The sequence below is a fragment of the Azohydromonas aeria genome, assembly GCF_009760915.1.
Taxonomy (GTDB): Bacteria; Pseudomonadota; Gammaproteobacteria; order Burkholderiales; family Burkholderiaceae_C; genus Azohydromonas; species Azohydromonas aeria.
On the sequence record NZ_VIDQ01000017.1, the window covers coordinates 72,315 to 94,743 of the forward strand.

20 protein-coding genes are annotated in these 22,429 nt (G+C 73.0%); 9 read left to right on the forward strand and 11 right to left on the reverse strand.

All coding sequences use genetic code 11. The annotated features are described in order from the left end of the window. Nucleotides 1-20: 20 nt before the first annotated feature. On the reverse strand, nt 21-1,436 hold the full coding sequence (locus tag FJ694_RS12770; protein WP_157267619.1) for a DUF3422 domain-containing protein: 1,416 nt from the start codon (nt 1,434-1,436) through the stop codon (nt 21-23). A 141-nt stretch (nt 1,437-1,577) separates the two neighbouring features. Between FJ694_RS12770 and plsY the strand changes: the two genes are divergently transcribed. After that, complete coding sequence (gene plsY / locus FJ694_RS12775) at nt 1,578-2,273, forward strand: glycerol-3-phosphate 1-O-acyltransferase PlsY (RefSeq protein WP_157267643.1); 696 nt, start codon at nt 1,578-1,580, stop codon at nt 2,271-2,273. Continuing rightward, nucleotides 2,273-2,617 (forward strand): RidA family protein, encoded by a 345-nt coding sequence (locus FJ694_RS12780; RefSeq protein ID WP_157267620.1) that lies wholly within the window; start codon nt 2,273-2,275, stop codon nt 2,615-2,617. The genes plsY and FJ694_RS12780 overlap by 1 nt, the downstream gene beginning before the upstream one ends. 75 nt (nt 2,618-2,692) lie before the next feature. On the opposite strand, the gene FJ694_RS12785 is transcribed toward FJ694_RS12780, so the two are convergent. The 6 genes from FJ694_RS12785 to FJ694_RS12810 all read right to left on the reverse strand — a co-directional run bounded on the left by FJ694_RS12785 (nt 2,693) and on the right by FJ694_RS12810 (nt 9,932). After that, entirely contained in the window at nt 2,693-3,322 is a 630-nt protein-coding gene (locus FJ694_RS12785) for an L-threonylcarbamoyladenylate synthase (protein ID WP_157267621.1), read from the reverse strand. Nucleotides 3,323-3,491: 169 nt separating this feature from the next. Further along, nucleotides 3,492-4,355 (reverse strand): 3',5'-nucleoside bisphosphate phosphatase, encoded by an 864-nt coding sequence (locus tag FJ694_RS12790; RefSeq protein WP_157267644.1) that lies wholly within the window; start codon nt 4,353-4,355, stop codon nt 3,492-3,494. Between the two features lie 131 nt (nt 4,356-4,486). Beyond that, on the reverse strand, nt 4,487-5,875 hold the full coding sequence (locus FJ694_RS12795) for a PQQ-dependent sugar dehydrogenase (RefSeq protein ID WP_157267622.1): 1,389 nt from the start codon (nt 5,873-5,875) through the stop codon (nt 4,487-4,489). A gap of 18 nt (nt 5,876-5,893) precedes the next feature. After that, on the reverse strand, nt 5,894-7,123 hold the full coding sequence (locus FJ694_RS12800; RefSeq protein WP_157267623.1) for a PQQ-dependent sugar dehydrogenase: 1,230 nt from the start codon (nt 7,121-7,123) through the stop codon (nt 5,894-5,896). Between the two features lie 170 nt (nt 7,124-7,293). Continuing rightward, entirely contained in the window at nt 7,294-9,024 is a 1,731-nt protein-coding gene (gene recJ, locus FJ694_RS12805) for a single-stranded-DNA-specific exonuclease RecJ (protein WP_157267624.1), read from the reverse strand. Then, complete coding sequence (locus FJ694_RS12810) at nt 9,021-9,932, reverse strand: hypothetical protein (protein ID WP_157267625.1); 912 nt, start codon at nt 9,930-9,932, stop codon at nt 9,021-9,023. The genes recJ and FJ694_RS12810 overlap by 4 nt, the downstream gene beginning before the upstream one ends. Nucleotides 9,933-10,093: 161 nt before the next feature. On the opposite strand from FJ694_RS12810, the gene FJ694_RS12815 reads away from it, so the two are divergent. The 4 genes from FJ694_RS12815 (at nt 10,094) to FJ694_RS12830 (ending at nt 15,605) form a co-directional block, all read left to right on the forward strand. After that, nucleotides 10,094-11,347, forward strand: a complete 1,254-nt coding sequence (locus FJ694_RS12815; RefSeq protein WP_157267626.1) for a lipoprotein-releasing ABC transporter permease subunit — start codon at nt 10,094-10,096, stop codon at nt 11,345-11,347. Continuing rightward, a complete protein-coding gene (gene lolD / locus FJ694_RS12820) occupies nt 11,340-12,083 on the forward strand; it encodes a lipoprotein-releasing ABC transporter ATP-binding protein LolD (protein ID WP_157267627.1) in 744 nt (247 codons plus the stop codon). Before FJ694_RS12815 ends, lolD begins: the two co-directional genes overlap by 8 nt. Nucleotides 12,084-12,219: 136 nt before the next feature. Continuing rightward, on the forward strand, nt 12,220-12,702 hold the full coding sequence (locus FJ694_RS12825; RefSeq protein WP_198320812.1) for a DUF4148 domain-containing protein: 483 nt from the start codon (nt 12,220-12,222) through the stop codon (nt 12,700-12,702). 98 nt (nt 12,703-12,800) lie between these two features. After that, entirely contained in the window at nt 12,801-15,605 is a 2,805-nt protein-coding gene (locus FJ694_RS12830; protein WP_157267629.1) for a tripartite tricarboxylate transporter substrate-binding protein, read from the forward strand. 160 nt (nt 15,606-15,765) lie between these two features. Here the strand turns inward: FJ694_RS12830 and FJ694_RS12835 are convergent, their stop codons facing one another. From FJ694_RS12835 to FJ694_RS12850, 4 genes are all read right to left on the reverse strand, one after another. After that, nucleotides 15,766-16,809: a VWA domain-containing protein gene (locus FJ694_RS12835; protein WP_157267645.1), complete on the reverse strand. Its 1,044-nt coding sequence runs from the start codon at nt 16,807-16,809 to the stop codon at nt 15,766-15,768. A gap of 27 nt (nt 16,810-16,836) precedes the next feature. Then, nucleotides 16,837-17,823, reverse strand: a complete 987-nt coding sequence (locus tag FJ694_RS12840) for a DUF58 domain-containing protein (RefSeq protein ID WP_157267630.1) — start codon at nt 17,821-17,823, stop codon at nt 16,837-16,839. Next, nucleotides 17,816-18,823, reverse strand: a complete 1,008-nt coding sequence (locus FJ694_RS12845) for an AAA family ATPase (protein ID WP_198320813.1) — start codon at nt 18,821-18,823, stop codon at nt 17,816-17,818. Before FJ694_RS12845 ends, FJ694_RS12840 begins: the two co-directional genes overlap by 8 nt. Before the next feature lie 129 nt (nt 18,824-18,952). Next, nucleotides 18,953-20,017 (reverse strand): S1C family serine protease, encoded by a 1,065-nt coding sequence (locus FJ694_RS12850; protein ID WP_157267631.1) that lies wholly within the window; start codon nt 20,015-20,017, stop codon nt 18,953-18,955. 67 nt (nt 20,018-20,084) lie between these two features. Here FJ694_RS12850 and FJ694_RS12855 point away from each other — a divergent pair, with 67 nt between their 5' ends. The 3 genes from FJ694_RS12855 to FJ694_RS12865 all read left to right on the forward strand — a co-directional run bounded on the left by FJ694_RS12855 (nt 20,085) and on the right by FJ694_RS12865 (nt 22,427). Further along, the gene (locus FJ694_RS12855) at nt 20,085-20,939 is read left to right on the forward strand and encodes a TatD family hydrolase (protein WP_157267632.1); all 855 of its coding nucleotides are present in this window, start codon (nt 20,085-20,087) and stop codon (nt 20,937-20,939) included. 106 nt (nt 20,940-21,045) lie between these two features. Then, a complete protein-coding gene (locus FJ694_RS12860) occupies nt 21,046-21,822 on the forward strand; it encodes a class I SAM-dependent methyltransferase (protein ID WP_157267633.1) in 777 nt (258 codons plus the stop codon). Nucleotides 21,823-21,953: 131 nt separating this feature from the next. Next, a complete protein-coding gene (locus FJ694_RS12865) occupies nt 21,954-22,427 on the forward strand; it encodes a tripartite tricarboxylate transporter TctB family protein (RefSeq protein WP_157267634.1) in 474 nt (157 codons plus the stop codon). The last annotated feature ends 2 nt before the right edge of the window (nt 22,428-22,429 follow it).

A 22,429-nucleotide genomic window follows, 5' to 3' on the forward strand; every position in this document is an offset into this window, starting at 1 on the left:
GGTGTCTTCCCAGGGGTGGCTCAGTGATGGCCGCCCAGGCGCTGGTGCAGCCGCTTCAGGAACAGCCACACGCCGCCGACCACCGGCGCCACCGCCAGGCCCACCACCACGTCGGGGGCGGGGAGCGTCGCGGCCAGCGCCGGCACGCCCTTGGCCGCCTTGGCCAGGTAGCCCACCAGCCCCAGCGCGTAGTAGCTGATGGCGACCACCGACAGGCCTTCCACCGTCTGCTGCAGCCGCAGCTGCAGCTGCTGGCGGTGCGCGAGCAGCTTGAACACCTCCTGGTTGCCGGCCTCGCGCTGCACCTCCACGCGCACCCGCGCCAGCGCCACGGCGCGGTTGATGCGGTCGGCCACGTCGGTCAGCCGCGCGTCGGTGCTCTCGCACAGCGCCATGGCCGGCGCGAAGCGGCGGCCGAAGAAGCCCGAGAGCGTCTGCACGCCCTCGATGCGGCGCTCGCGCAGGTCGGCCAGCCGGCGCTGCACGATCTGGTGGTAGGCGCGCGTGGCCGAGAAGCGGTAGCGCGTGCGCGCGGCGCTGTGCTCGATCTCGGCGGCCAGCTTGGTCAGCGTCTCGAAGGCCGCGGCGTCGTCGCGCGCGTCGTCGTTGGCCATGGCGTCCACGGTGCGCTGCAGCGTGCGCTCCAGCGACACCAGCGCCTGCGCCTCCTTCTGCGCCACCGGAAAGCCCAGCATGGCCAGCATGCGGTAGGTCTCGATCTCGCACAGCCGCTGCGCCTCGCGCGCGGCCTGGTCCGGCGGCAGGCCCATGTCCAGCAGCACGAAGCGAGTAAAACCGTCGCCGCGCAGGCGCAGGTCGGTGAAGACCACGGCCTGGCCGTCGGCGATGACGGCGCCCAGCAGCGGCGCGCCGTCGTCGCCGCCCAGCCCGCCGCCGCTGCCCAGCGCCGTGGCGATGCGCCGGCGCAGCCGCGGCAGGCTGTCCTCGTCGGCCTGCAGCAGCAGCACGTGCGCCGCGGCGATCATCGGCGCGCCTTCGGGCGGCGAGAGCTGGCGCACGAAGGCCGCGGGCAGCAGCTCGGTGGCGGCGGCGTGCTCCAGCAGGTCGTCGAGCGCGCCGTCTTCGGGCGTGCCTTCGGGCAGGTGCAGCGGCCGGTTCACCTGCCAGCTCACGAACTCGCCGTGGCGCTCGAAGCGCAGCTCGAAGCGCGGCGTGTGCAGCACGTGGTGGCGCGCCTGCGGCGGCGGCGCGGGCTGGCCGCCGGCACGGCACAGCTCGGCCAGCGCGCTCTCGGCCTGCGCCGCGGCCATGCCCCACTGCGCCCAGGACGACACCACGCAGGGCGTGCGCACCGGCAGCGCCGGGCGGGCGTGCAGCTCGCCGTGCAGCTCGGTGTGGCTGCGCGGCAGCCAGGCCGCGGGAGCGGCGGCGGGCGAGGGGGCGGGCGCCGCGGGCGCGTCGGTGAGCGGATTCATGCGCTGGATCAAGACTGCTGGAATCGGCACTGTAACGGGCGCGCGCGACTGGCCGCGCCGGCCGGCTGTCAAGGGGGGCAGCCTGTCCCGGCGCTTACACTGGTGGGCTCTGAACAATTGAGCGCACCGCGAACGAAGGACATGGAGCTGCTGTGGAGCCTGCTGGCGCTGCTGGGCGCGTACCTGCTGGGGTCGCTGTCCTTCGCCGTGATCGTGAGCCGGCTCATGGGGTTGTCCGACCCGCGCAGCTACGGCTCGAAGAATCCCGGCGCCACCAACGTGCTGCGCTCGGGCAACCGCAAGGCCGCGGCGCTGACGCTGCTCTTTGACGCGCTCAAGGGCACCGCCGCGGTGCTCATCGCGCAGGCCCTGGCGCCGCGCCTGGGTTTTGGCGACACCACCATCGCCTTCGTCGGCCTGGCCGCCTTCCTGGGCCACCTGTTCCCCGTGTTCTTCCAGTTCAAGGGCGGCAAGGGCGTGGCCACGGCGCTGGGCGTGCTGCTGGCGCTGAACCCGCTGCTGGGCCTGGCCACGCTGGCGACCTGGCTGATCATTGCCTTCTTCTTCCGCTACTCGTCGCTGGCGGCCATCGTCGCGGCGCTGTTCGCGCCGTTCTACGAGCTGCTGATCTGGGGCGCGAGCCCCTCCGCGCTGGCCGTGGCGGTGATGGGGCTGCTGCTGGTGTGGCGCCACAGCGCCAACATCCAGAAGCTCATGGCCGGCACCGAGAGCCGCATCGGCCAGAAGGCCAAGGGCGCGGCGCCGGCGCCGCACCACCCGCCGGCGCACACGCCCGCGCACGGCGGCAAATCCCGCAAGCACAAAGGAGTGAAGTGATGGTTCAACGCTTCGACGTCGGCCCGCGCCTGTCGGAAATGGCGGTGCACAACGGCACCGTGTACCTCGCCGGCCAGGTGCCCACCGACGCCACGGCCGACATGGCCGGGCAGACGCAGCAGGTGCTCGACCAGATCGACGCGCTGCTGGAGCGCGCCCACACCGACAAGAGCCGGCTGCTGATGGTGCAGATCTTCATCCAGGACCTGGCCGACTTCCCGGTCATGAACGCCGTGTACGAGAAGTGGGTCGCCGACGTGGAGGCGCCCCCGCGCGCCACGGTGCAGGCCCGGCTCGCCAACCCGGACTGGAAAGTCGAGATGGTGGTGACGGCGGCGCTGTAAGCCTTTCAGCCTTTCACGCCCCGATGCAGAAACGGCCGCCCGATGGGCGGCCGTTTGCGTTTCGCGGGGAAAGGATTACAGGCCCAGTCCCAGCGCCGACGCGTCCCCGCGCCCCTGGCGCACCAGCACCGGCTCGTCGCCGGAGAGGTCCACCACGGTGGTGGGCTCCATCGGGCAGGCGCCGGCGTCGAGCACGGCCTGCACCTGCTTCTCCAGCCGCTCGCGGATCTCGCGCGGGTCGTTGAGCGGGTCGTCGTCGCCGGGCAGGATCAGCGTCGTGGCCAGCAGCGGCTGGCCCAGCTGCTCCAGCAGCGCCTGCGTCACGCCGTGCTCGGGCACGCGCAGCCCGATGGTGCGCCGCGACGGGTGGCTGAGGCGGCGCGGCACTTCCTTGGTCGCCTCCAGGATGAAGGTGTAGGGCCCGGGCGTGGCGTTCTTGAGCATCCGGAACTGCTGGTTGTCCACGCGCGCGTAGCTGGCCAGCTCGGAGAGGTCGCGGCACAGCAGCGTGAGGTGGTGTTTGTCGTCCACCTGCCGGATGCGGCGCAGCTGCTCGGCGGCGGCCTTGTCGTCCAGGTGGCACACCAGCGCGTAGCTGGAGTCGGTGGGCACGGCGCACACGCCGCCGCCGTGCAGGATCTGCGCCGCCTGCTTCAGCAGCCGCGGCTGCGGGTTGTCGGGATGAAGTTCGAAATACTGGGCCATGGCCGGGATTGTCCATCGCGGCCGGAACAGGCCCGGCCAGGGCGCGGTGAGGGCAGCTTGCATGGCCAAAGGCCTAGCCAGGAACATGCCAGCGCAGGCCCCGCGCCTCCGTGTCCGGCCCGGGCCGTGCCCGGTGGCCCCGGGCGGTGGGTGCCCGGCGGGCCCGGCCTCAGGGCATGTGCACGCGCTCGGCCAGCAGCTCCCACACCGGGATCAGCTTGCCCGGCAGCAGCGGCAGGGTGCCCAGGTCGGTGTGGCTCTCGTCGGGGCTGTGGAAGTCGCTGCCGCGCGAGGCGTACAGCCCGAACTCCAGCGCCATCGCGGCGTACTTGGGGTACTCGTCGGGCCGGTGGCTGCCGGTGACGACTTCCACGCCCTCGCCACCCAGCGCCTTGAACTCGCCGACGAAGGCGTGCTCCTCGTTGGGCGAGAAGTTGTAGCGCCCGGGGTGCGCGATCACGGCCATGCCGCCGGCGCCGCGGATCCAGCCCACCGCGTCGGCCAGCGCCGCCCAGCGGTGCGGCACGAAGCCGGGCTTGCCGTCGGCCAGGTAGTGGCGGAACACCTCGGGGGTGTTCGCGCACACGCCGCTGTCCACCAGGAAGCGCGCGAAGTGCGTGCGCGAGATCAGCTCCGGGTTGCCCACGTAGCGCAGCGCGCCCTCGTAGGCGTTCTCGATGCCGGCCTCGGCCAGCGCCTGCGCCATCTCGTGCGCGCGCTGCCCGCGCCCGCCGCGCGTGGCGGCCAGGCCCTCGCGCAGCGCCGCGTCCTCGATGTCGAAGCCCAGCCCGACGATGTGCACCGTCTTGCCGGCAAAGGTCACCGACACCTCCACGCCGCTGAGATAGGGCAGGCCCAGCTCGCGCGCCGCGCGCAGCGCGCGCTGCTGCCCGCCGACCTCGTCGTGGTCGGTCAGCGACCACAGCTGCACGCCGTTGGCGTGGGCCCGCGCTGCGACGCCTTCCGGGCTGAGGGTGCCGTCCGACACGTCCGAGTGGCAGTGCAGGTCGGCGTTGAGTTCGATGGGATCAATCACCCCCGGATTGTAGGCAGCCAAGGTTTTTCCCGGATTGCGCAGTCCCTTGCGGCACCGATGCGCGCCGATGGCGCGCGATCGCGGCGCGGACGGGCCGCGACCGCGACCGCGACGCCACGGCCCCGCCTTCAGCGCTGCACGCGCAGGATCTGCCCGGCATCCTCGTCGGTGAGCAGGTACAGCCAGCCGTCGGGCCCCTGGTACACGGCGCGCAGCCGCTTGCCTTGCCCGGCGAACAGCCGCTCGCGGCCGGTGACGGTGTTGCCGCTGAGCGTGAGCCGCCACAGCGAGCGGTCGGCCAGCGCCGTCACGAACAGGCTGCCCTGCCAGCCGGGGAACTTGTCGCCGCTGTAGAAGGCGATGCCGCCGGGCGCGATCGAGGGCGTCCAGTGCGTCAGCGGCGCCGTCAGGCCGGGCCTCCCGGTGGCGCCGCCGACCACGGTGCAGGTGTCGGGCGGGGCGCCGTACTCGCAGCCGAAGGACACCAGCGGCCAGCCGAAATTGAGGCCGGCCCCCACGACGTTGATCTCGTCGCCGCCCTGCGGCCCGTGCTCGGCTTCCCAGAGCTGGCCGTTGGCCGGATTCAGCGCCAGGCCCTGCGGGTTGCGGTGGCCCAGGCTCCACAGCCCGGGCACGCCGCCGCTGATGGCCGGATTGCCCGGCGCGGGCGCGCCGTCGGTGGTGAGGCGCAGGATCTTGCCCAGGTCGCTGCCGGCGTTCTGCGCCTGCACGCGGGTGGCGTCGCTGAGCCGGTCGCCCACCGACACGAACAGATGCCCGCTGCCGTCGAACAGCAGCCGCCCGCCGTAGTGGGCCTGGCCGTCGGCCGGCTGGTTGGTGCGCCAGATGCGCGTGCCGTTGCGCAGGCCGCTGTAGTCGGCCTCCACCTCGGCACGCCACACCGCCAGGCCGTTGGCGGCGTCGGTGCCCTCGGCGTAGGACAGGTAGATGCGCCGGTTGCTGGTGAAGTCCGGGTCCAGCGCCACGTCCAGCAGCCCACCCTGGCCGCCGCTGCGGATGGCCGGCAGCCCGGCCGTGATGGGCGCCGACAGCGTGGCGCCGTCGGCGCTGACGAGGCGCAGCTGCCGCAGGTCGCGCTCGGTCACCAGCATCCGGCCGTCGGGCAGGAAGGCCAGGCCCCAGGGATGGTTCAGCCCGTTGCGGAAGGCAACCACCTGCGCATCGGTCACCGGCGCGGGCGCGGGCGCAGGTGCTGGTGCTGGTGCTGGTGCTGGTGCTGGTGCTGGTGCTGGTGCGGGTGCGGGTGCGGGTGCGGGTGCGGGTGCGGGTGCAGGCGCAGGCGCCGGCGCCGGCGTCGCCGCCTCGCCCCCGGCGGGCGGGCTCGTGGCGGAGCCGCCGTCACCGCCGCCGCCGCCGCAGCCCGACACCGCCAGGCTCAGCGCCACGGCGGCGCTCCAGAGCCACTGCAAGCGGCGGGGCAGGTCGGCGGAAGCGGTGGAATCGGCGGAACAGGCCGTGTCTGCAACGGATGCGCGCGGGGCGGCAGGGCCGGTCATGGCGATGCTCCCTGGCTGTCAGCGCGCGATGCGCAGGATGCGGCCGTTGTCCTCGTCGGTGAGGACCAGCAGCGCGCCGTCGGGCGCCTGGCGCACGTCGCGCATGCGCCGGCGCTGGCCGCGGTACAGGGCGCTGCGCGAGGTCACGCTGCGGCCGCTGACGGTCAGCCGCCACAGCGCCATGTCCGCCAGCGCGGCCACGAACAGGTTGCCGCGCCACTCCGGGAACATGGCGCCGTCGTAGAAGCACATGCCCGCGGGCGCGATCGAGAACGGGCGCCACACCGTCACCGGCGGCTCGACCCAGGGCGCCGTGCTGCTGCCGCCCACGGGCCGGCAGGTCTCGGGCGCGGCGCCGTACTCGCAACCGTGGGACACGCGCGGCCAGCCGTAGTTGGCGCCGCGCCGGATGACGTTGATCTCGTCGCCGCCCTGCGGCCCGTGCTCGCTCTCCCACAGCTCGCCGGTGAAGGGATTGAGCGTGAGCCCCTGCGGGTTGCGGTGCCCCAGGCTCCAGATCTCGGGCTGGGCGCGCTCGTGGCCGACGAAGGGGTTGTCGCCGGGCACGCTGCCGTCGCGGTTGATGCGACAGATCTTGCCGTGGTGGTGCGTGAGCCACTGCGCCTTGATGCGCTCGCTGTCCACGCGGTGGTCGGCCAGCGAGATGAAGAGCTTGTTGCCCGGGGCCAGCACCAGGCGCGAGCCGTAGTGGGCGTTGGAGACCGACAGCGGCACCTTGGGCCGGGCCCGGAAGATGACCCGCAGGTCGAGCAGCCGGTTGCCGGCGAGCCGGGCGCGCGCCACCGCCACGCCGACGCTGTCCCAGCGGCTGCCGGTGCCGCGCTCGGTGTAGCTGAGGTAGACCCAGTCGTCGCCCCCGCTGCTGTCCACCTGCACGTCCAGCAGCCCGCCCTGGCCACCCACGTACAGCCGCGGCGGCAGCCCGGCGACGGTGCTCATCGCGCTGCCGCTGGCGCTGATGCGGCGCAGCCGGCCTTCGCGCTCGGTCACGAGCAGCGAGCCGTCGGAGACGAAGGCCAGGCCCCAGGGACGGCTCAGCCCGGTGCGCAGCGTGCGCACCGGCGGCAGCGCCGCGGCATCGACCTCGACGTCGGCCGCGCCGGCGACGCCCGGCAGCAGCGCCGCCATCCCGGCCGCTCCACCCCAGCCGGCGAACCGGCCCAGCAACTGGCGCCGCGAACACGGCGCGGCCAGCACGGGTTCACCCGCGCACTGCAGATCACGCATAGACACCTCAACGACGTTTTTTCCGACTGCACGTCGTTCGGGCCTGCTGCCGGCAGCGGCACGACGACATGCGTTTTCAGCAGATGCCGTGCCCGGCTTGGCTGCGCGGGCAACCGGTGGGGGCGTGAGGGTCGGCCCGGGAAAGCGCCGGGCGCGCGCGGCGCCCGGGCTCAGGCGCTGGCCTGCACCACCATCTGCAGCCGCGTCTGTCCCTGCCAGGTCTCCAGCGCCAGCCGGTAGGCCAGGCGCACCGTGTCGGGCAGCGTCGTGGCGTGGTTGAACCAGATCGCGTCGCGCAGCGTGCCGTGCAGGCGCAGCCGCAGCTTCAGGTGCCGCTCGCCCACCAGGCGCTGCGCCACGACCTGCACCTCGTCGCAGAACAGGGGCGCGTCGAAGGCCTGGCCCCAGACCTGCGACTCCAGCGCCTGCACCGTGTCGGCGTCGAAGTACTGCGGCGGCAGCGGCCCGTCCACGGGCAGCCGGCGCTGCAGCGCGGCGGCGTCGAGCTGCTCCTGCGCCACGTCCACCAGCGCCTGCGCGAAGCGCGGGAAGTCGGCTTCGGCCAGCGTGCAGCCGGCGGCCATGGCGTGGCCGCCGAACTTCAGCAGCACGCCCGGCGCGCGCTTGCTCAGCAGGTCCAGCGCGTCGCGCAGGTGGAAACCGGGAATGGAGCGCCCCGAGCCCTTGAGCAGCCCGTCCTGGCCGCGCGCGAACACGAAGGTCGGCCGGTGCAGCCGCTCCTTGAGCCGCCCGGCCACGATGCCGACCACGCCCTCGTGGAACTCGGGGTCGTACAGCGCCACGGCGGCGGGCGCGTCCACTTCCTCGCCTTCGGGCGCGAGCTGCACCAGCAGGTTCTCGGCCTGCTCGCGCATGCCGGCCTCGACCTCGCGGCGCTGGCGGTTGATGGCGTCGAGCTGCTGCGCCAGCTCGCGCGCGCGCGCCGCGTCGTCGGTGAGCAGGCACTCGATGCCCAGCGTCATGTCGGCCAGCCGCCCCGCGGCATTGACGCGCGGGCCCAGCGCGAAGCCGAAGTCGAAGGCGCTGGCGCGCAGCGGGTCGCGCCCGGCCGCGGCAAAGAGCGCCGCGATGCCCGGCTGCATGCGCCCGGCGCGGATGCGCTTCAGGCCCTGCGCCACCAGGCGGCGGTTGTTGGCGTCGAGCTTCACGACGTCGGCGACGGTGCCCAGCGCCACGAGGTCGAGCAGCGCATCCAGGCGCGGCTGCGACGCGGCATCGAAGCGCCCGCGCGCGCGCAGCTCGGCGCGCAGGGCCAGCAGCACGTAGAACATCACGCCCACGCCCGCAAGCGACTTGCTCTCAAAGGCGCAGCCCGGCTGGCTGGGATTGACGATGACGTCGGCCTCGGGCAGCAGCACGCTGCCGTTCTCGACGGCGGGCAGGTGGTGGTCGGTGACCAGCACCGACAGGCCCAGCGCGCGCGCATGCGCCACGCCGGCAAGGCTGGCAATGCCGTTGTCCACGGTGACCAGCACGTCCGGGCGCAGCGGCAGCGCCAGGTCCACGATGGTCGGGCTCAGGCCGTAGCCGTGCACCGCGCGGTCGGGCACGACGTAGTGCAGCGTGTCGGGCGCGGCGCCGAGCATGCGCAGGCCGCGCAGCGCCACGGCGCAGGCGGTGGCGCCGTCGCAGTCGTAGTCGGCGACGATGCAGATGCGCTTTCCCGCCTCCAGCGCATCGGCCAGCAGCCGTGCGCCTTCGGCGCTGCCCCGCAGCGTGGCCGGCGGCAGCAGCCGGTTCAGGCCGTCGTCGAGCTCCTCGGCCGTGCGCACGCCGCGCGCGGCGAAGAGCCGCGCCAGCAGCGGGTGCACCCCGGCCTGCTCCAGCGCGTGCGCCGCGCGCGGCGGCACGTCGCGCAGCTCCAGCAGCGGCTGCGTCATAGCGTCTCCAGCAGTGCCGCGGCGCGCGGGCCGCGCGCGCCGGTCAGGCGCTGCCACCAGCGCCTGGCCTGCGGCTCCAGCGCCAGCGCGCTGCGCTCGCCGCACAGCACCAGGCGGCCCTCTCCGCCCTGCGCCAGCGGCGCGATGACCTCGGCATCCAGCGCGCTCCAGGCCTGCAGCCAGGCGTCCCAGTCCTCGGCCAGCGCGGGCGTGCGCAGGCGCTCGTCCACGCGCGGGGCCTCGGCGTCGGCGCGCACGGGCTGCAGCGCGCCGCAGCCGCTGAGCCACAGGCCGTTGACGGGCAGCTCGCCGCGCGCCTCGCGCGACTCGTTGAGCGGATGGTTGAACAGCAGCATCTGCACCTCGTTGAGCAGCCGGCGCAGCAGCCGCGGCTGCTCGGGCAGGTCGCGCTGCAGCGCGTGGCCGATGGCGCGGTCCGCCGCCACGGTGGGCAGCTGCTCCAGCAGCGGGTGCGACACCAGCCAGCTCAGGGGCTCGTGGAAATGCAGCGTGAAACCCTCGCTGGTGAAGAGCTCCTCGACGGCGTCGAAGAAGCGGCGCGACTCGCCCGCGTCGAGCGCGAGCGCTTGCGGATCGGCCAGCCCGATGTGGTCGCTGCCCAGCAGCAGGTGCACCGGCGTGAGGCGGCCCCAGGCGGCATCGGCGGGCAGCCCGGCCGCGGCGGCGTCGTGCGCGGCCCAGGGAATGAGCCCGTCGCTGACCTCCCAGCCCAGCGCGCGCGCCAGCGCCCGCTCGTGCGGCGGCGACAGCGAGCCCTCGTCGCCCGCGTCGCGTTCGGCCTCGCGCCAGTTGGCAAGAAGAGCGTCCAGGTGGGGCAGCCGCAGCGACTGCAGGGCCTGGCGTCCGGCGTCGGACAGCGGGGCGGCAAAAGGAATCAGCAACTGCATGGGTTGGATTATCCAAGCCCCCGGCGATGAGGCGGCTGGCACGAGCCGGGTTCGATCGAAGAGGAGCTTGCCCGGAGGAACAACGATGAGGCTGGTGCGCAGGTTCACCGTGCCTTCCATGTCGCCGCCGGCCGTGCCGGCCCCGCTAGGATGCCGCACCTATGCAAATGCCTTACGAATGGCAGATCGGCTGGCGCTACACGCGCGCAGGCCGGGCCGGGCGGCGCAACCGCTTCATTTCCTTCATCTCCGGCGTCTCGATGCTGGGCATCGCGCTGGGCGTGGCCGCGCTGATCATCGTGCTGTCGGTGATGAACGGCTTCCAGAAGGAAGTGCGCGAACGCATGCTCAGCGTCATCTCGCACGTCGAGATCCTGGAGCCCGGCGGCGCCGGGCTGCCCGACTGGCGCGCCGTGGCGGCGCAGGCGAGGGCGCAGCCGCAGGTGCAGGGCGCCGCGCCCTTCATTTCCACGCAGGCGCTGCTGGCGCGCGGCGACAACATGCGCGGCGTGCTCGTGCGCGGCATCGAGCCGGCCGAGGAGGCCGCCGTCACGCCGCTGGCGGCGCAGCTGCGCGACAGCACCTTCGCGCAGCTGCAGCCCGGGGCCTGGCGCATCGTGCTGGGCCAGGAGCTGGCGCGGCAGCTGGGCGTGGGCCCGGGCGACAGCGTCACGCTGGTGGCGCCGGGCGGGCAGGTCACGCCCGCGGGCGTGGTGCCGCGCTTCCGCGCCTTCACGGTGGCGGGCACCTTCGCCTCCGGCCACTACGAGTACGACAGCTCCCTGGCGCTGGTGCACCTCGACGACGCGGCGCGGCTGTTCCGCGTGGAAGGCCCCACCGGTGTGCAGTTGCGCCTGGCCGACGTGAACGAGGCGCGCGCCGTCGCGCAGCAGCTCGGCGCCGCCATGCCGCGGCTGCTCGTGCGCGACTGGACCCGCACCAACGCCGCCTGGTTCGACGCGGTGCAGATCGAGAAGCGGCTGATGTTCATCATCCTCACGCTCATCGTCGCGGTGGCGGCCTTCAACCTGGTTTCGACGCTGGTGATGACGGTCACGGACAAGCGCGCCGACATCGCCATCCTGCGCACCCTGGGCGCGAGCCCGCGCTCGATCATGGGCATCTTCGTGGTGCAGGGCGCGGCCGCCGGGATCATCGGCACGCTCGGCGGCGCGGCGCTGGGGCTGCTGGTGGCGGTGAACGTGGGCACCATCGTCCCGGCCATCGAGCGGCTGCTCAACGTCAGCTTCCTGCCCGGCAGCATCTACGTCATCAACCACATGCCCAGCGACCCGCAGCGCGGCGACATCGTCCCCATCGTGCTGATCTCGCTGGTGCTGGCGCTGCTGGCCACGCTCTACCCGAGCTGGCGCGCCAGCCGCGTCAACCCGGCGGAGGCGCTGCGCTATGAATGAGGTTTCCGCTTCCCGCGCCACTGGCGCGAACCCGTCGGCACCGGGTGCTGCCGATGCCGGCGCAACCGTGCTGGCCTGCACCGCGCTGAGCAAGCGCTTTCACGACGGCATCCTCGACGTGCAGGTGCTGCGCGACGTGACGCTGCAGGTCTATCGCGCGCGCACGCTGGCCATCGTCGGCGCCTCGGGCTCGGGCAAGAGCACGCTGCTGCACCTGCTCGGCGGCCTGGACGCGCCCAGCAGCGGCCGCGTGCAGCTGCTGGGCCGCGACTTCGCCGCCATGAACGCCGCCGAGCAGGGCCGCTGGCGCAACCAGCACCTGGGCTTCATCTACCAGTTTCACCACCTGCTGCCGGAGTTCACGGCGCTGGACAACGTGGCCATGCCGCTGCGCGTGCGGCGCATGGCGCTGGAGCCGGCGCGCGCGCAGGCGCAAGAGATGCTCGCGCGCGTGGGCCTGGGCCAGCGCGCGCAGCACCGCCCCGGCGAGCTCTCCGGCGGCGAGCGCCAGCGCGTGGCCATCGCGCGCGCGCTGGTGGCGCAACCGGCCTGCGTGCTGGCCGACGAGCCCACCGGCAACCTCGACCGCGACACCGCCGACGGCGTGTTCGCGCTGATGCTGGAGCTCGCGCGCGAGCGTGGCACGGCCTTCGTGCTGGTCACCCACGACGAGCGCCTGGCCGCGCGCTGCGACCGCGCGCTGCGCCTGAGCCAGGGTGTGCTGCAGGCCACATAAGAGCCGCAGGGAGGTCCGCGACTTGCCGAGTCAGGGTCAGCCCCCATTCACGACGCATGCATTGCCATGCCAGGGGATGGGGCAGTCCTATAGTCGATTTCACGGGTCCCGACCCGGACCCGGCAAGGAGCAGAACGTGAAAGTTGCAGCACTCACTACCTTGATCGTCGCGGCGCTGGGCGCCACCTCCGCCATGGCCCAGAGCCAGCCCCTGACGCGCGACCAGGTCAGGTCCGAAGCCGCCCGTGCCATCTCCAGCGGCGACATCGAGCGCAACGACCTGAACTACGGCACCGAGTGGGCCACCAGCCCGTCATCGCAGAACTACGACAAGCACGTTGCGAACTCGATGTCCTCCGGCAGCAGCATGGACGGTAGCTCCAGCTCGGCCATGTCCTCGTCGTCGTCCATGGACTCCGGCAGCGCGGGTGCGGCGGGCCGCCCCTATGACGGCAGCAGCAGCGGCTCGGCCAGCCGCTCCGACGTCGCATCCGACCGCGACAGTGCCATGCGCAGCGACCGCTGGATCTTCAACGACCTCGACGGCGTGCAGCGCCTGGAGCCGGGCTGGAACAGCCACGCCGGCCGCGTCTACAAGGGCCCGGCCGACTCGTACTGACGCTCGATCTCGCCGGCGTGGCTCCCGCTGCCGGGGAAGCCGCGCCGGCGCAGCGGGTGACGGCCCCGGAGTTGTCCCGGGGTGCGACCATGCGGGGCGTGAAGTCGCCTCTGCATTTCTTCTTCTCCGGGCTGCCGGCCGCGGCGCTGGCCCTGCTTCTCCTCTTCATGGCCGCGCTGCCGCCCACGGCGGCCGCAGCAGCCCCGGCTCCGGCGGCACCCGCCGCCGCGGCGCCTGCGGGCCTGGGCCGCCCGGGCGAGCCCGTGGCGCTGGTGATCGGTTACCAGCCCTACTTCACGTCGGCCTGGTCCGCGCTGGTGATGCGCGGCAAGCGCTTCTACGAGCGCTACCTGCCCAAGGGCTCGACGGTCGAGTTCGAGCCCGCGCTACAGGGGCGCAAGATCAACGCGGCGCTGCAGGCCGGCACCCAGCACGTGGGCTACATGGGCCCGGTGTCGGCGCTGGTGGGCGTCACGCGCTCCGAAGGCACGCCCGGCGAGCTGCGGCTGGTGGCCGCGCTGGGCATGGGCCGTGACCAGTGCAACGTGCTGCTGGGCCGCATCGACGGGCCGGCCACGCTGCAGGCGCTGCAGGGCAGCCAGATCGCGGCGCCGCGCGACAGCTGCGCCGACCGCTTCGCACGCGAGCTGCTGCAGCAGCGCAACGTCTCGCCCGCCGCGTACCTGGGCCAGAACATCGAGCTCATCACCAGCAACCTGCGCGCGGGCCGGGTCGATGCCGTCGCGGTGTGGGAGCCGGTGGCCACGCGGCTGGTGCAGGAGGGCGTGGCGCGGCGCATTGCCAGCGGCCACGAGTTCGGCATGGAGGACGGCGCCTTCCTGGTCATGCGCGCGCAACTGCTGGAGCGCCGCCCGGACGTGGCGCGGGCCTGGCTGCAGGCCGAGCTCGATGCGCAGCGCTACCTGGCCGACCCGGCCAATGCCGAGGAGATCGTGCGCCTGGCGCTGGCGCAGACCGCCGGCTTCGATGCCGCCACGCTGTGGAACGCGCTGTACGCGGCGACGCCCGCCACGGCCGGCGCGCCGCGCATGACGCTGCCCTTCATGTTCGACGACGCGGCGCGGCGCCTCATCGCCGGCACCATGGCCTACCTGCACGAGGCCGGGCAGGTGCCCTCGGACACGCTGCCGCCGCGGGCGCTGGAACCCGAGTTGGCGACGGCGGTGCTGCGCGAGCGCAACCTGCGCGCGCCCGTGGGCCAGGTCATGCCGCAGCCCGCGCGTGCACCGGGCGAGGCGCCGGCGGCGAAGGTGGCCATCACCGTGCGCGAGGGCGGCTGGGGCACTGCCAACACGCGCGACATCCGCGACATCCTGGTGGCCGTGGCGCGCGAGCTGCAGGAGCGCATCCCGGGCCGGCCGCTGGCGCCGATCGTGGTGTCGAATTCCACGCGCTCGCCGATCGCGCTCTACGAGCGCGGCCCGCGCGGCGAGTACCAGGTGCTGCTCACCGCGCGCGACGACCGCTGGGCCGGCTACGTCTACGAGTTCGCGCACGAGTTCTGCCACGTGATGGCCAACTACGAGCGCCATCCGCATTTCGGCACCGCCGGCGCGCACCAGTGGTTCGAGGAGGCGCTGTGCGAGGTGTCCTCGCTCTACACGCTGCAGCGCTTCGCCGCCGAATGGCGCAACAACCCGCCGAGCCCGCGGCTGCAGGGCTACGCGCAGGAGCTGCAGGCCAGTGCCGACCGCTTCCTGGGCGAGAAGCACCGCAGCCTGCCGCCCGGGCAGACGCTGGCGGCCTGGTACGCCGCCAACGGGCAGAAGCTGCGCAGCGGCGCCTATGACCGCGACCGCAACGAAGTCGTGGCCACGCAGCTGCTGCCGCTGTTCGAGGAGAACCCGGAGCTGTGGGAGGCGCTGGGCTACCTCAACCTCGACGCCCCGGGCGGCAGCTTCGAGGACTACCTGCGTACCTGGCGCGACAACGCCCCGCCCGCCTACCACGACAGCATCAGCTACGTGATGGCGCTGTTCTTCGGCCCGGCCGCCGGGCAGCGCGACGTGCGCAGGAGCATCGAGTTCACCATTCCCTACGGCCTGAGCTCCGGGCCCGACGGCGTCGCGCGGCTGCTGACGCGGCTGATGGAGCGCGACCTGGGCACCGGCTTCGAGCTGGCCAACGTGCCCGGCGCTTCGGGCAACACCGGGCTGACGCGGTTGCTGGCGTCCGGCGATCCGGCCAATGCCCTGGCCATCCTCAGCGGCACCACGGTGTGGGTCTGGGCCGGCGGCAGCGTCAACCTGGAGCCGCGGCAGTTCGAGGTGCTGGGCGTGGTGTCCTCCTTCGAGTCCTTCCTGTTCGTGCCGGCGGACAGCCCACTGCGCACCTTGCAGGACGTGCTCGACCAGGCGCGCAGCCATCCCGGCCGGCTGCGCGTGGCCACCACCGGGGCGGACGGGCGCCACGAGCTGCTGCTGCGCGCCCTGAGCGCCAGGGGCGGCGGGCGGCTGATCAACGTGCCGGTGTCCAAGCACCGGGAGCGCGTGGCGGCGGTGCTGGACGGGCGCGTCGAGCTGCTGATCGAGGAGGCCGGCGACGTGGCGGAGCAACTGGAGCAGGGCAAGCTGCGGCCGCTGGCGGTGCTGGCCGAGCGGCGCGACCCGGCGTTCCCGGAAGTGCCGGCGGCGCAGGAGCTCGGCATCGACCTGCGCGGCTTCAGCAGCTTCCGCGCCGTGGTCGCCAGCGCGGCCATGCCGCCGCAGCGGGTGCAGGCGCTGCGCCAGGCGCTGGCACGCGCGCTGCAGAGCAGCGACTGGCGCAACTACTGCCGCCACCTGCTGAGCTGCGCCGAGCCGCTGGACGAGGAGCAGACGCGCGCCTACCTGCAGCGCTACTACGACGCGGCGCGGGCGTACCGGACGCGGCTGGCGAAGTAGCTACCTTCTTCATTCCCGCGAAGGCGGGAACCCAGGCGGCCCCCAATCCCGCCGCAAGCCCGTGCGCAGCGCTTGCCGTGCCTTGGAAACAGGCCTGCAAACGCCGACGCGCCCCGTGGGGCGCGCCGTTTCGCAAGGGAAGTAGGAAGAGCGGCCGGGCCTACATCACCCGCCCGAACCACCACAGCGACAGCGCCGCGGCGGCCAGCGCCAGCGCCGCGCCCAGGGCGGCGAAGAGGGCGCTGACCTCGGTCTCCTTCTTCTCCATCACCAGGCGCGAGGACAGCGTCTGGTAGACCTTCTTGAGGTCGGCCGCGGTGCCGGCGTAGAAGTACTCGGCGCGGGTGAGGTCGGCAATGGTCTTGAGCGTCTCCTCGTCCAGGCGCACGCGCATGCTCCAGCCTTCGAAGCCGATGGTGTCGCCCTCCTTGGTGCCGATGCCCACGGTATAGACGCGCACGCCGCGCTCGGCGGCCATGCGCGCGGAATCCACCGGGTCAGGACCCGTGGTGCGCTGGCCGTCGGTGAGCAGGATGACCGCCGCCGAGGCGTAGCTGCCCGGCTCCACCGGCTTGAAGTCGCGCGCCTTGGACTCGGCGCCGTTGTTCTCGCCCAGCGCCTGCGGCATGGGGCGCTGCCCGGTGACCTGGCTCAGGTCGATGCCCGCGTCCGGGAAGATCGTGGCCAGCGACAGCACGATGCCGCTGCCGATGGCCGTGGCGCGCTGCAGCTGGAAGCGGTCGATGGCGGCGACCACGTCCTCGCGGCTGAAGGTCGGCGCCTGCACCACCGCGGCGGTGCCGGCGAAGCTGACCACGCCCACGCGCACGTCGCGCGGCAGGTCGGTGAGGAAGGCCTTGGCCGCGGTCTGCGCCGCGGCCAGCCGCGTGGGCTGCACGTCGGCGGCGCGCATGCTGCCCGAGACGTCCATGGCCAGGATGATGGTCTGCTCGGCCAGGGGCAGCGTCATCACGGCGGTGGGCCGCGCCGACGCCAGCAGCAGCGAGGTCAGCGCCAGCAGCAGCAGCACCGGCGGCACGTGGCGTTTCCAGGTGCCGCCGCGGCCCAGGGCCTGCTTGACCAGGCCCAGGTCGGCGTAGGGCAGCACGGTCTGCTTGCGCCGGCGCAGCAGCCAAAGGTAGAGCAGCACCAGCAGCGGCAGCAACAGCAGCGTCCACAGCAGCGAGGGCCACAGGAAATTCATCATGACGACTCCCTGGCAATCAAGAACCTAGGCGTTGGGCCGCGGCGCCACGCTGCCAGCGGCCAGGCGGCTGCGCTGGCGCCGCAGGTGCACGAAACGGACGATCGCCGCGGCCAGGTCCTCGTCGCTGGCCAGCTCCAGCGTGTCCACGCCGGCCTGCGCCAGCCCGGTGCGCAGCTCGGCCTCGCGCCGCCGCGCCGCGCCGGCGAAGCGCTGGCGAAAGCCCCTGGAATGGGTGTCCACCATCAGCTGCTCGCCGGTCTCGGCGTCCTGGATGTAGACCAGCCCCAGGTCGGGCAGCTCCAGCTCCAGCGGGTCGTACAGCCGCACGGCGATGACCTCGTGGCGCAGCGCCAGCGTGGCCAGCGGCTCGCTCCAGCCCGGCTCGCTGAAGAAGTCCGACAGCACGAACACCATGCTGCGCCGCTTGAGCTGCTGCAGTGCGCCCTGCAGCAGCTCGGAGAGCTTGGTGCCCTGCGGCATGGCGCTGGCGTCCGGGCGGTTGATGAGCCGCTGCATCAGCTCCAGCACCTGCATGCGCCCGCTGCGCGCGGGCAGCACGGTGTCCACGCGGTCGCCGTAGAGCAGCGCGCCGACGCGGTTGCCGCGGCGCGCCAGCAGCCGCGCGATCACGCCGGTGAACTCGATGCCCACCTGCGCCTTGCTGCGCCGGCGCGAGCCGAAGTGCACGGAGGGGCTCAGGTCGAGCAGGAACCAGGCGGCGATGTCGCGGTCCTCGGTGTACTCGCGCACGTAGGGCTGCTGCAGCCGCGCCGTGACGTTCCAGTCGATGCGGCGCACGTCGTCGTGGTGCTGGTACTCGCGCAGGTCGGCCAGGTCCAGGCCCTCGCCGCGGAAGAGCGTGCGGTAGTCGCCCTGCAGCCAGCCGTCGAGGCGGCGCAGCACGCTCCACTCCAGGCGGCGCAGCAGCGCCTCGGCGTTCTCGCCGGGCAGCGCGCCGCTCGCCGCGGCGGCCGCGCCCGGCGCTGGGGAGGCGGTGGCGCGATCAACCATTGGCGGCGAGCTGGACGCGGGATTCCAGCGGCTTGTCCGGGGCCGGCAGCTTCTGCATGAGCCGGCCGATGATGGTGTCGGCCGTGATGCCCTCGGCCAGCGCCTCGTAGCTCAGCGTCAGGCGGTGGCGCAGCACGTCGGCGGCGATGTCGACCATGTCCTCGGGCAGCACGTAGCCGCGCCCGCGCAGGAAGGCCAGCGCCCGCCCGCCCTCGACCAGGTTGATGGTGGCGCGCGGGCTGGCGCCGAAGGTGATGTAGCGCGCCATGTCGCCCAGGCCAGCACGGCCCGGGTCGCGCGTGGCCGCCACGAGCCTGACGGCGTACTGCATCAGCGAGGGATCGACGTACAGGCTGCGGCAGGCCTGCTGCAGCGCGGCGAGCTGCATCGTCGTGGCCACCGGCTGCACCTCCACCGGCGCGCCGGTGACGCGCTCGACGATGACGAACTCCTCTTCCTCGGTGGGGTAGTCCACCAGCACCTTCATCATGAAGCGGTCCACCTGCGCCTCGGGCAGCGGATAGGTGCCCTCGGTCTCGATGGGGTTCTGCGTGGCCATCACCAGGAAGGGCTCGGGCACGCGGTGCGTGGTGCCGGCGATGGTGACCTGGCGCTCCTGCATCACCTCCAGCAGCGCGCTCTGCACCTTGGCCGGCGCGCGGTTGATCTCGTCGGCCAGCAGCAGGTTGGTGAACACCGGGCCCAGCGTGGTGCTGAAGTCACCGGTCTTCTGGTTGTACATGCGCGTGCCCACGAGGTCGGCGGGCACGAGGTCGGGCGTGAACTGGATGCGCTTGAACTGGCCGCGCAGCGTCTGCGCCAGGGTCTTGACGGTGAGCGTCTTGGCCAGGCCCGGCACGCCCTCGACCAGCAGGTGGCCCTGCGAGAGCATGGCTACCAGCACGCGCTCCAGGAAGCGGTCCTGGCCGACGACCACGCGCTTGACCTCGTAGAGCACGCGTTCCATCAGGGCCGCGGTTTCGCTGTTGCTGCCGTGCATTGAAATCCTCCCGTGGGAAATGAGTGAGGTGGTGAGGCGGTGCAAGCGCCCGGGTCACGGGCGTGCGGCAAAGAGCGCGCAAAGAGCATGCGCCGCGCCACGGTGAACGCGGCGCGGCGGCCGCGTGGTTCAGAACGGCGGCAGGCCGGCGCCGCCGGCGGCGTTCTCGATCGGCACGGCGAAGCCGATGCCCACGAAGAAGCGCTGCTGCACCGGGTTGAGGATGGCGGTGACGATGCCCACCACCTCGCCGTCGTCGGTGACCAGCGGGCCGCCGGAACTGCCCGGGTTGGCCATGGCGTCGAACTGGATCAGGTTGGACAGCACCTGCTTGCCTTCAGGCGAGCGGAACTCGCGCTTGAGCCCGGAGACCACGCCCGCCGACACGGAGGGCCCGATGCCGAAGGGGAAGCCCACCGCCGTGACGCGCTCGCCGGGCTGCAGGTCGGCCGTGGAGCGCAGCGTGGCGGCCTGCAGGTCGTCGGGGATGCGCTGCGCGCGCAGCACCGCCAGGTCGTTCTCGGGCATGACGTTGACCACCGTGGCCTCGGACTCCAGCCCGTCGGCGAACACCACCTGCACCCGCTTGGCGCCGCTGACCACGTGCAGGTTGGTCAGGATCAGCCCGCTGTCGACGATCACCACGCCGCTGCCCACGCCGACCTCGCTGCCGCCCTGGCCGGGCTTCTCGCCGGCCACGGCCTTCTTGCTCGGATCGGGCTTGTTGGTGGTTTCGGCGCTGGCGACGGTGTCCTCGTCATCGAGGCCGACCACGCGCACCACCGAGCCGCGGATCTTCTCGTAGGCCTTGGCGGTGGGCGAGGGCAGCGGCTGCGTCTTGAGCGCCTCGCGCACGGCCTGGTCGATGTGCTTCTGGGTGATGCGCTGCGGCGCCGGCCGCGAGGCCTCCCACAGCAGCACCGGCCCGCCCAGGAACAGCGCGCCCGCCAGCGCCCAGCCCCAGGCCGGCAAGGCCAGCGCGCGGCGGCGCCGGGGCGGCATGGCGGCGGAGGATGCGTCGGTGGGGGGAGGGGTGGAGGCGGGAGGTGCGGCTTGCGCCCGGGTGCCGGGCCGGGGCCCGGCAGCGGTTGCCGGCCGGTCGGGCGGTGCCCCTGTGGGCGGGTCCGCCGCGGGTGGACTCACCCGGCTCGAGTGGCTGTAAAGCGGAGTCCGGTTCGACCTGCGCCCGTTCATCTGCGCCCCCTGCTGCAGCAATGCGGCCCCACGGTAGCACGTTCCCCGCTCGGGCATCATCGGGCGCATGGGTTACGCCGCTTTGCCGTGGGTTGACACCCACTGCCATCTCGATGCCGCCGAATTCGAAGCCGATCGCGACGCCGTGGTGCAGCGCGCCCGCGATGTTTCAGTACAGCAAATCGTGCTCCCGGCCGTGGCGCCGGAGAACTTCGGGGCGGTGCGCGCGCTGGCGCACCGGCACGGCCTGTGCTACGCGCTGGGACTGCATCCGCTGTACGTGCGCGGCGACCCGCAGCCCGCGCTGCAGCGCCTGGGCGAGGCCTTGCGGCAATGGCGCGGCGACGCGCGGCTGGTGGCCGTGGGCGAGATCGGCCTGGACTTCTTCGTGCCCGGGCTGGAGCGCGGCGTGCAGGAGGAGGCCTTCGCGGCACAGCTGGCCCTGGCGCGCGAGCACGCGCTGCCGGTGCTGCTGCACAGCCGCCGCGCGGTGGACCGGCTGCTGATGCACCTGAAGCGCGCCGGCGTGCGCGGCGGCATCGCGCACGCCTTCAACGGCAGCGCGCAGCAGGCACGCGCCTGCCTGGACCTGGGCCTGCGCCTGGGCTTCGGCGGCGCCATGACGCACGAGCGCGCGCTGCAGATCCGCCGCCTGGCCGCGGAGCTGCCCGCCGACGCGCTGGTGCTGGAGACCGACGCGCCCGACATCCCGCCGCAGTGGCTCTACCGCCGCGCCGCCGAGCGCGAGGCGGGCGGCGCCATCGGCGCGCGCAACGAGCCCGCCGAGCTGCCGCGCATCGCCGACACCCTGGCCGCGCTGCGCGGCTGGAGCGCCGCCGAGACCGCCGCCATGACCGTGGCCAACGCCCGCGCCGCGCTGCCGCGGCTGGCGGCGCTGCTGGACGCCGGCGCGGCCGCCTGAGGCTTCAAACCCGCGCCGGCGCCGGGGCAGCCGGGGCCGCGCGGGCCGGCGCGGCACACTCGCGGCCCCGACACACCCCCCGCAAGTCCGTTCGCGGCGACTTTCCATGGCCACCAAGAAGAAGACCCCGGCGCGCCAGGCCCAGGCCGGCGCCACCATCTCCGAGTACGCCGGCGTGCGCTACCTGCACCTGGGCACGGAATGGGTGCAGGGCGCCATGCGCGTGAGGAAGCCCGAAGCCATCGAGCTCGAGTACGTGCAGCGCATGATGGCCTGGATGCTGTGGCGGCCCAGCAGCGAGCTCGCGAGCGGGCAGGCCGTGCAGCTGGGCCTGGGCGCGGGCGCCATCACCCGCTTCTGCCACTCGGTGCTCAGGATGCAGACCACCGCCGTCGAGCTCAACGCCACCGTGATCGACGCCTGCCGGCTGTGGTTCCACCTGCCCGACGACGACGCGCGCCTCACCGTGCTGCACGAGGACGCCGCGCGCTGGGTCGCCGACCCGGCCCAACTGGGCACGGTGGCCGTGCTCAACGTCGATCTCTACGACCACGAGGCCGCCGCGCCGGTGCTCGACGACGCGGCCTTCTACGCGCACTGCCGCGGCGTGCTGGCCGACGGCGGGCTCATGACGGTGAACCTCTTCGGCCGCGACGCCAGCTTCGACGCCAGCGCCGCGCGCATCGCCGAGGCCTTCGGCATCGACCAGGTCTGGCACCTGGCGCCGACCAGGGAAGGCAACACCATCGTCGTGGCCGGCCGCGGCGTGACGGTGCCCGACCGCGACACGCTCATCGCCCGCGCCGAGCACATCCGCGAGCGCTGGGGGCTGCCCGCCCCGAAGTGGCTGCGCCTGGTGCGCCCGCTGCGGCTGCCCGGCTGAAACGCGCGCCACCTTTCACGCCGCGCCAGGCCGCGGCCGTTTCCTGAGCTCGCGCTTACGTGGAATCCACACAAAAGCGCCCGGGGCCGGTTCCTAGAATCCGCGCCACTTCGGTACAGGAGACAACCATCGTGAAGATAAAGAGCCAGAAGGACTTCTGGTCCGGGCTGATGTTCATCGCCGTCGGCCTGGGCTTCGCCTGGGGGGCGACGGAATACAGCTTCGGCCAGGCCGCACGCCCGGGCCCGGGCTATTTCCCCTTCGGCCTGGGACTGCTCATGGCCCTCCTGGGCGCCCTGGTGCTGCTGGGCGCGCTGACCAAGGACACCGCGGACGGCGAGCCCATCGGCGCTTTCGCCTGGAGGCCGCTGGGCATCATCATCGGCTCCATTGTCCTGTTCGGCGTGCTGCTGCCGCGCCTGGGCATGTTCATCGCGCTGCCGCTGCTGGTGGTGATGTCGGCCAGCGCCAGCGACGAGTTCAAGCTCAAGGAAGCGCTGTTCAATGCCGTGATCCTGACGGTAGGCAGCTACCTGATCTTCATCTACGGCCTCAATCTCACCATCCCGCTGTGGCCGACCATCGGCGCGGCCACCGGAGGCTGACC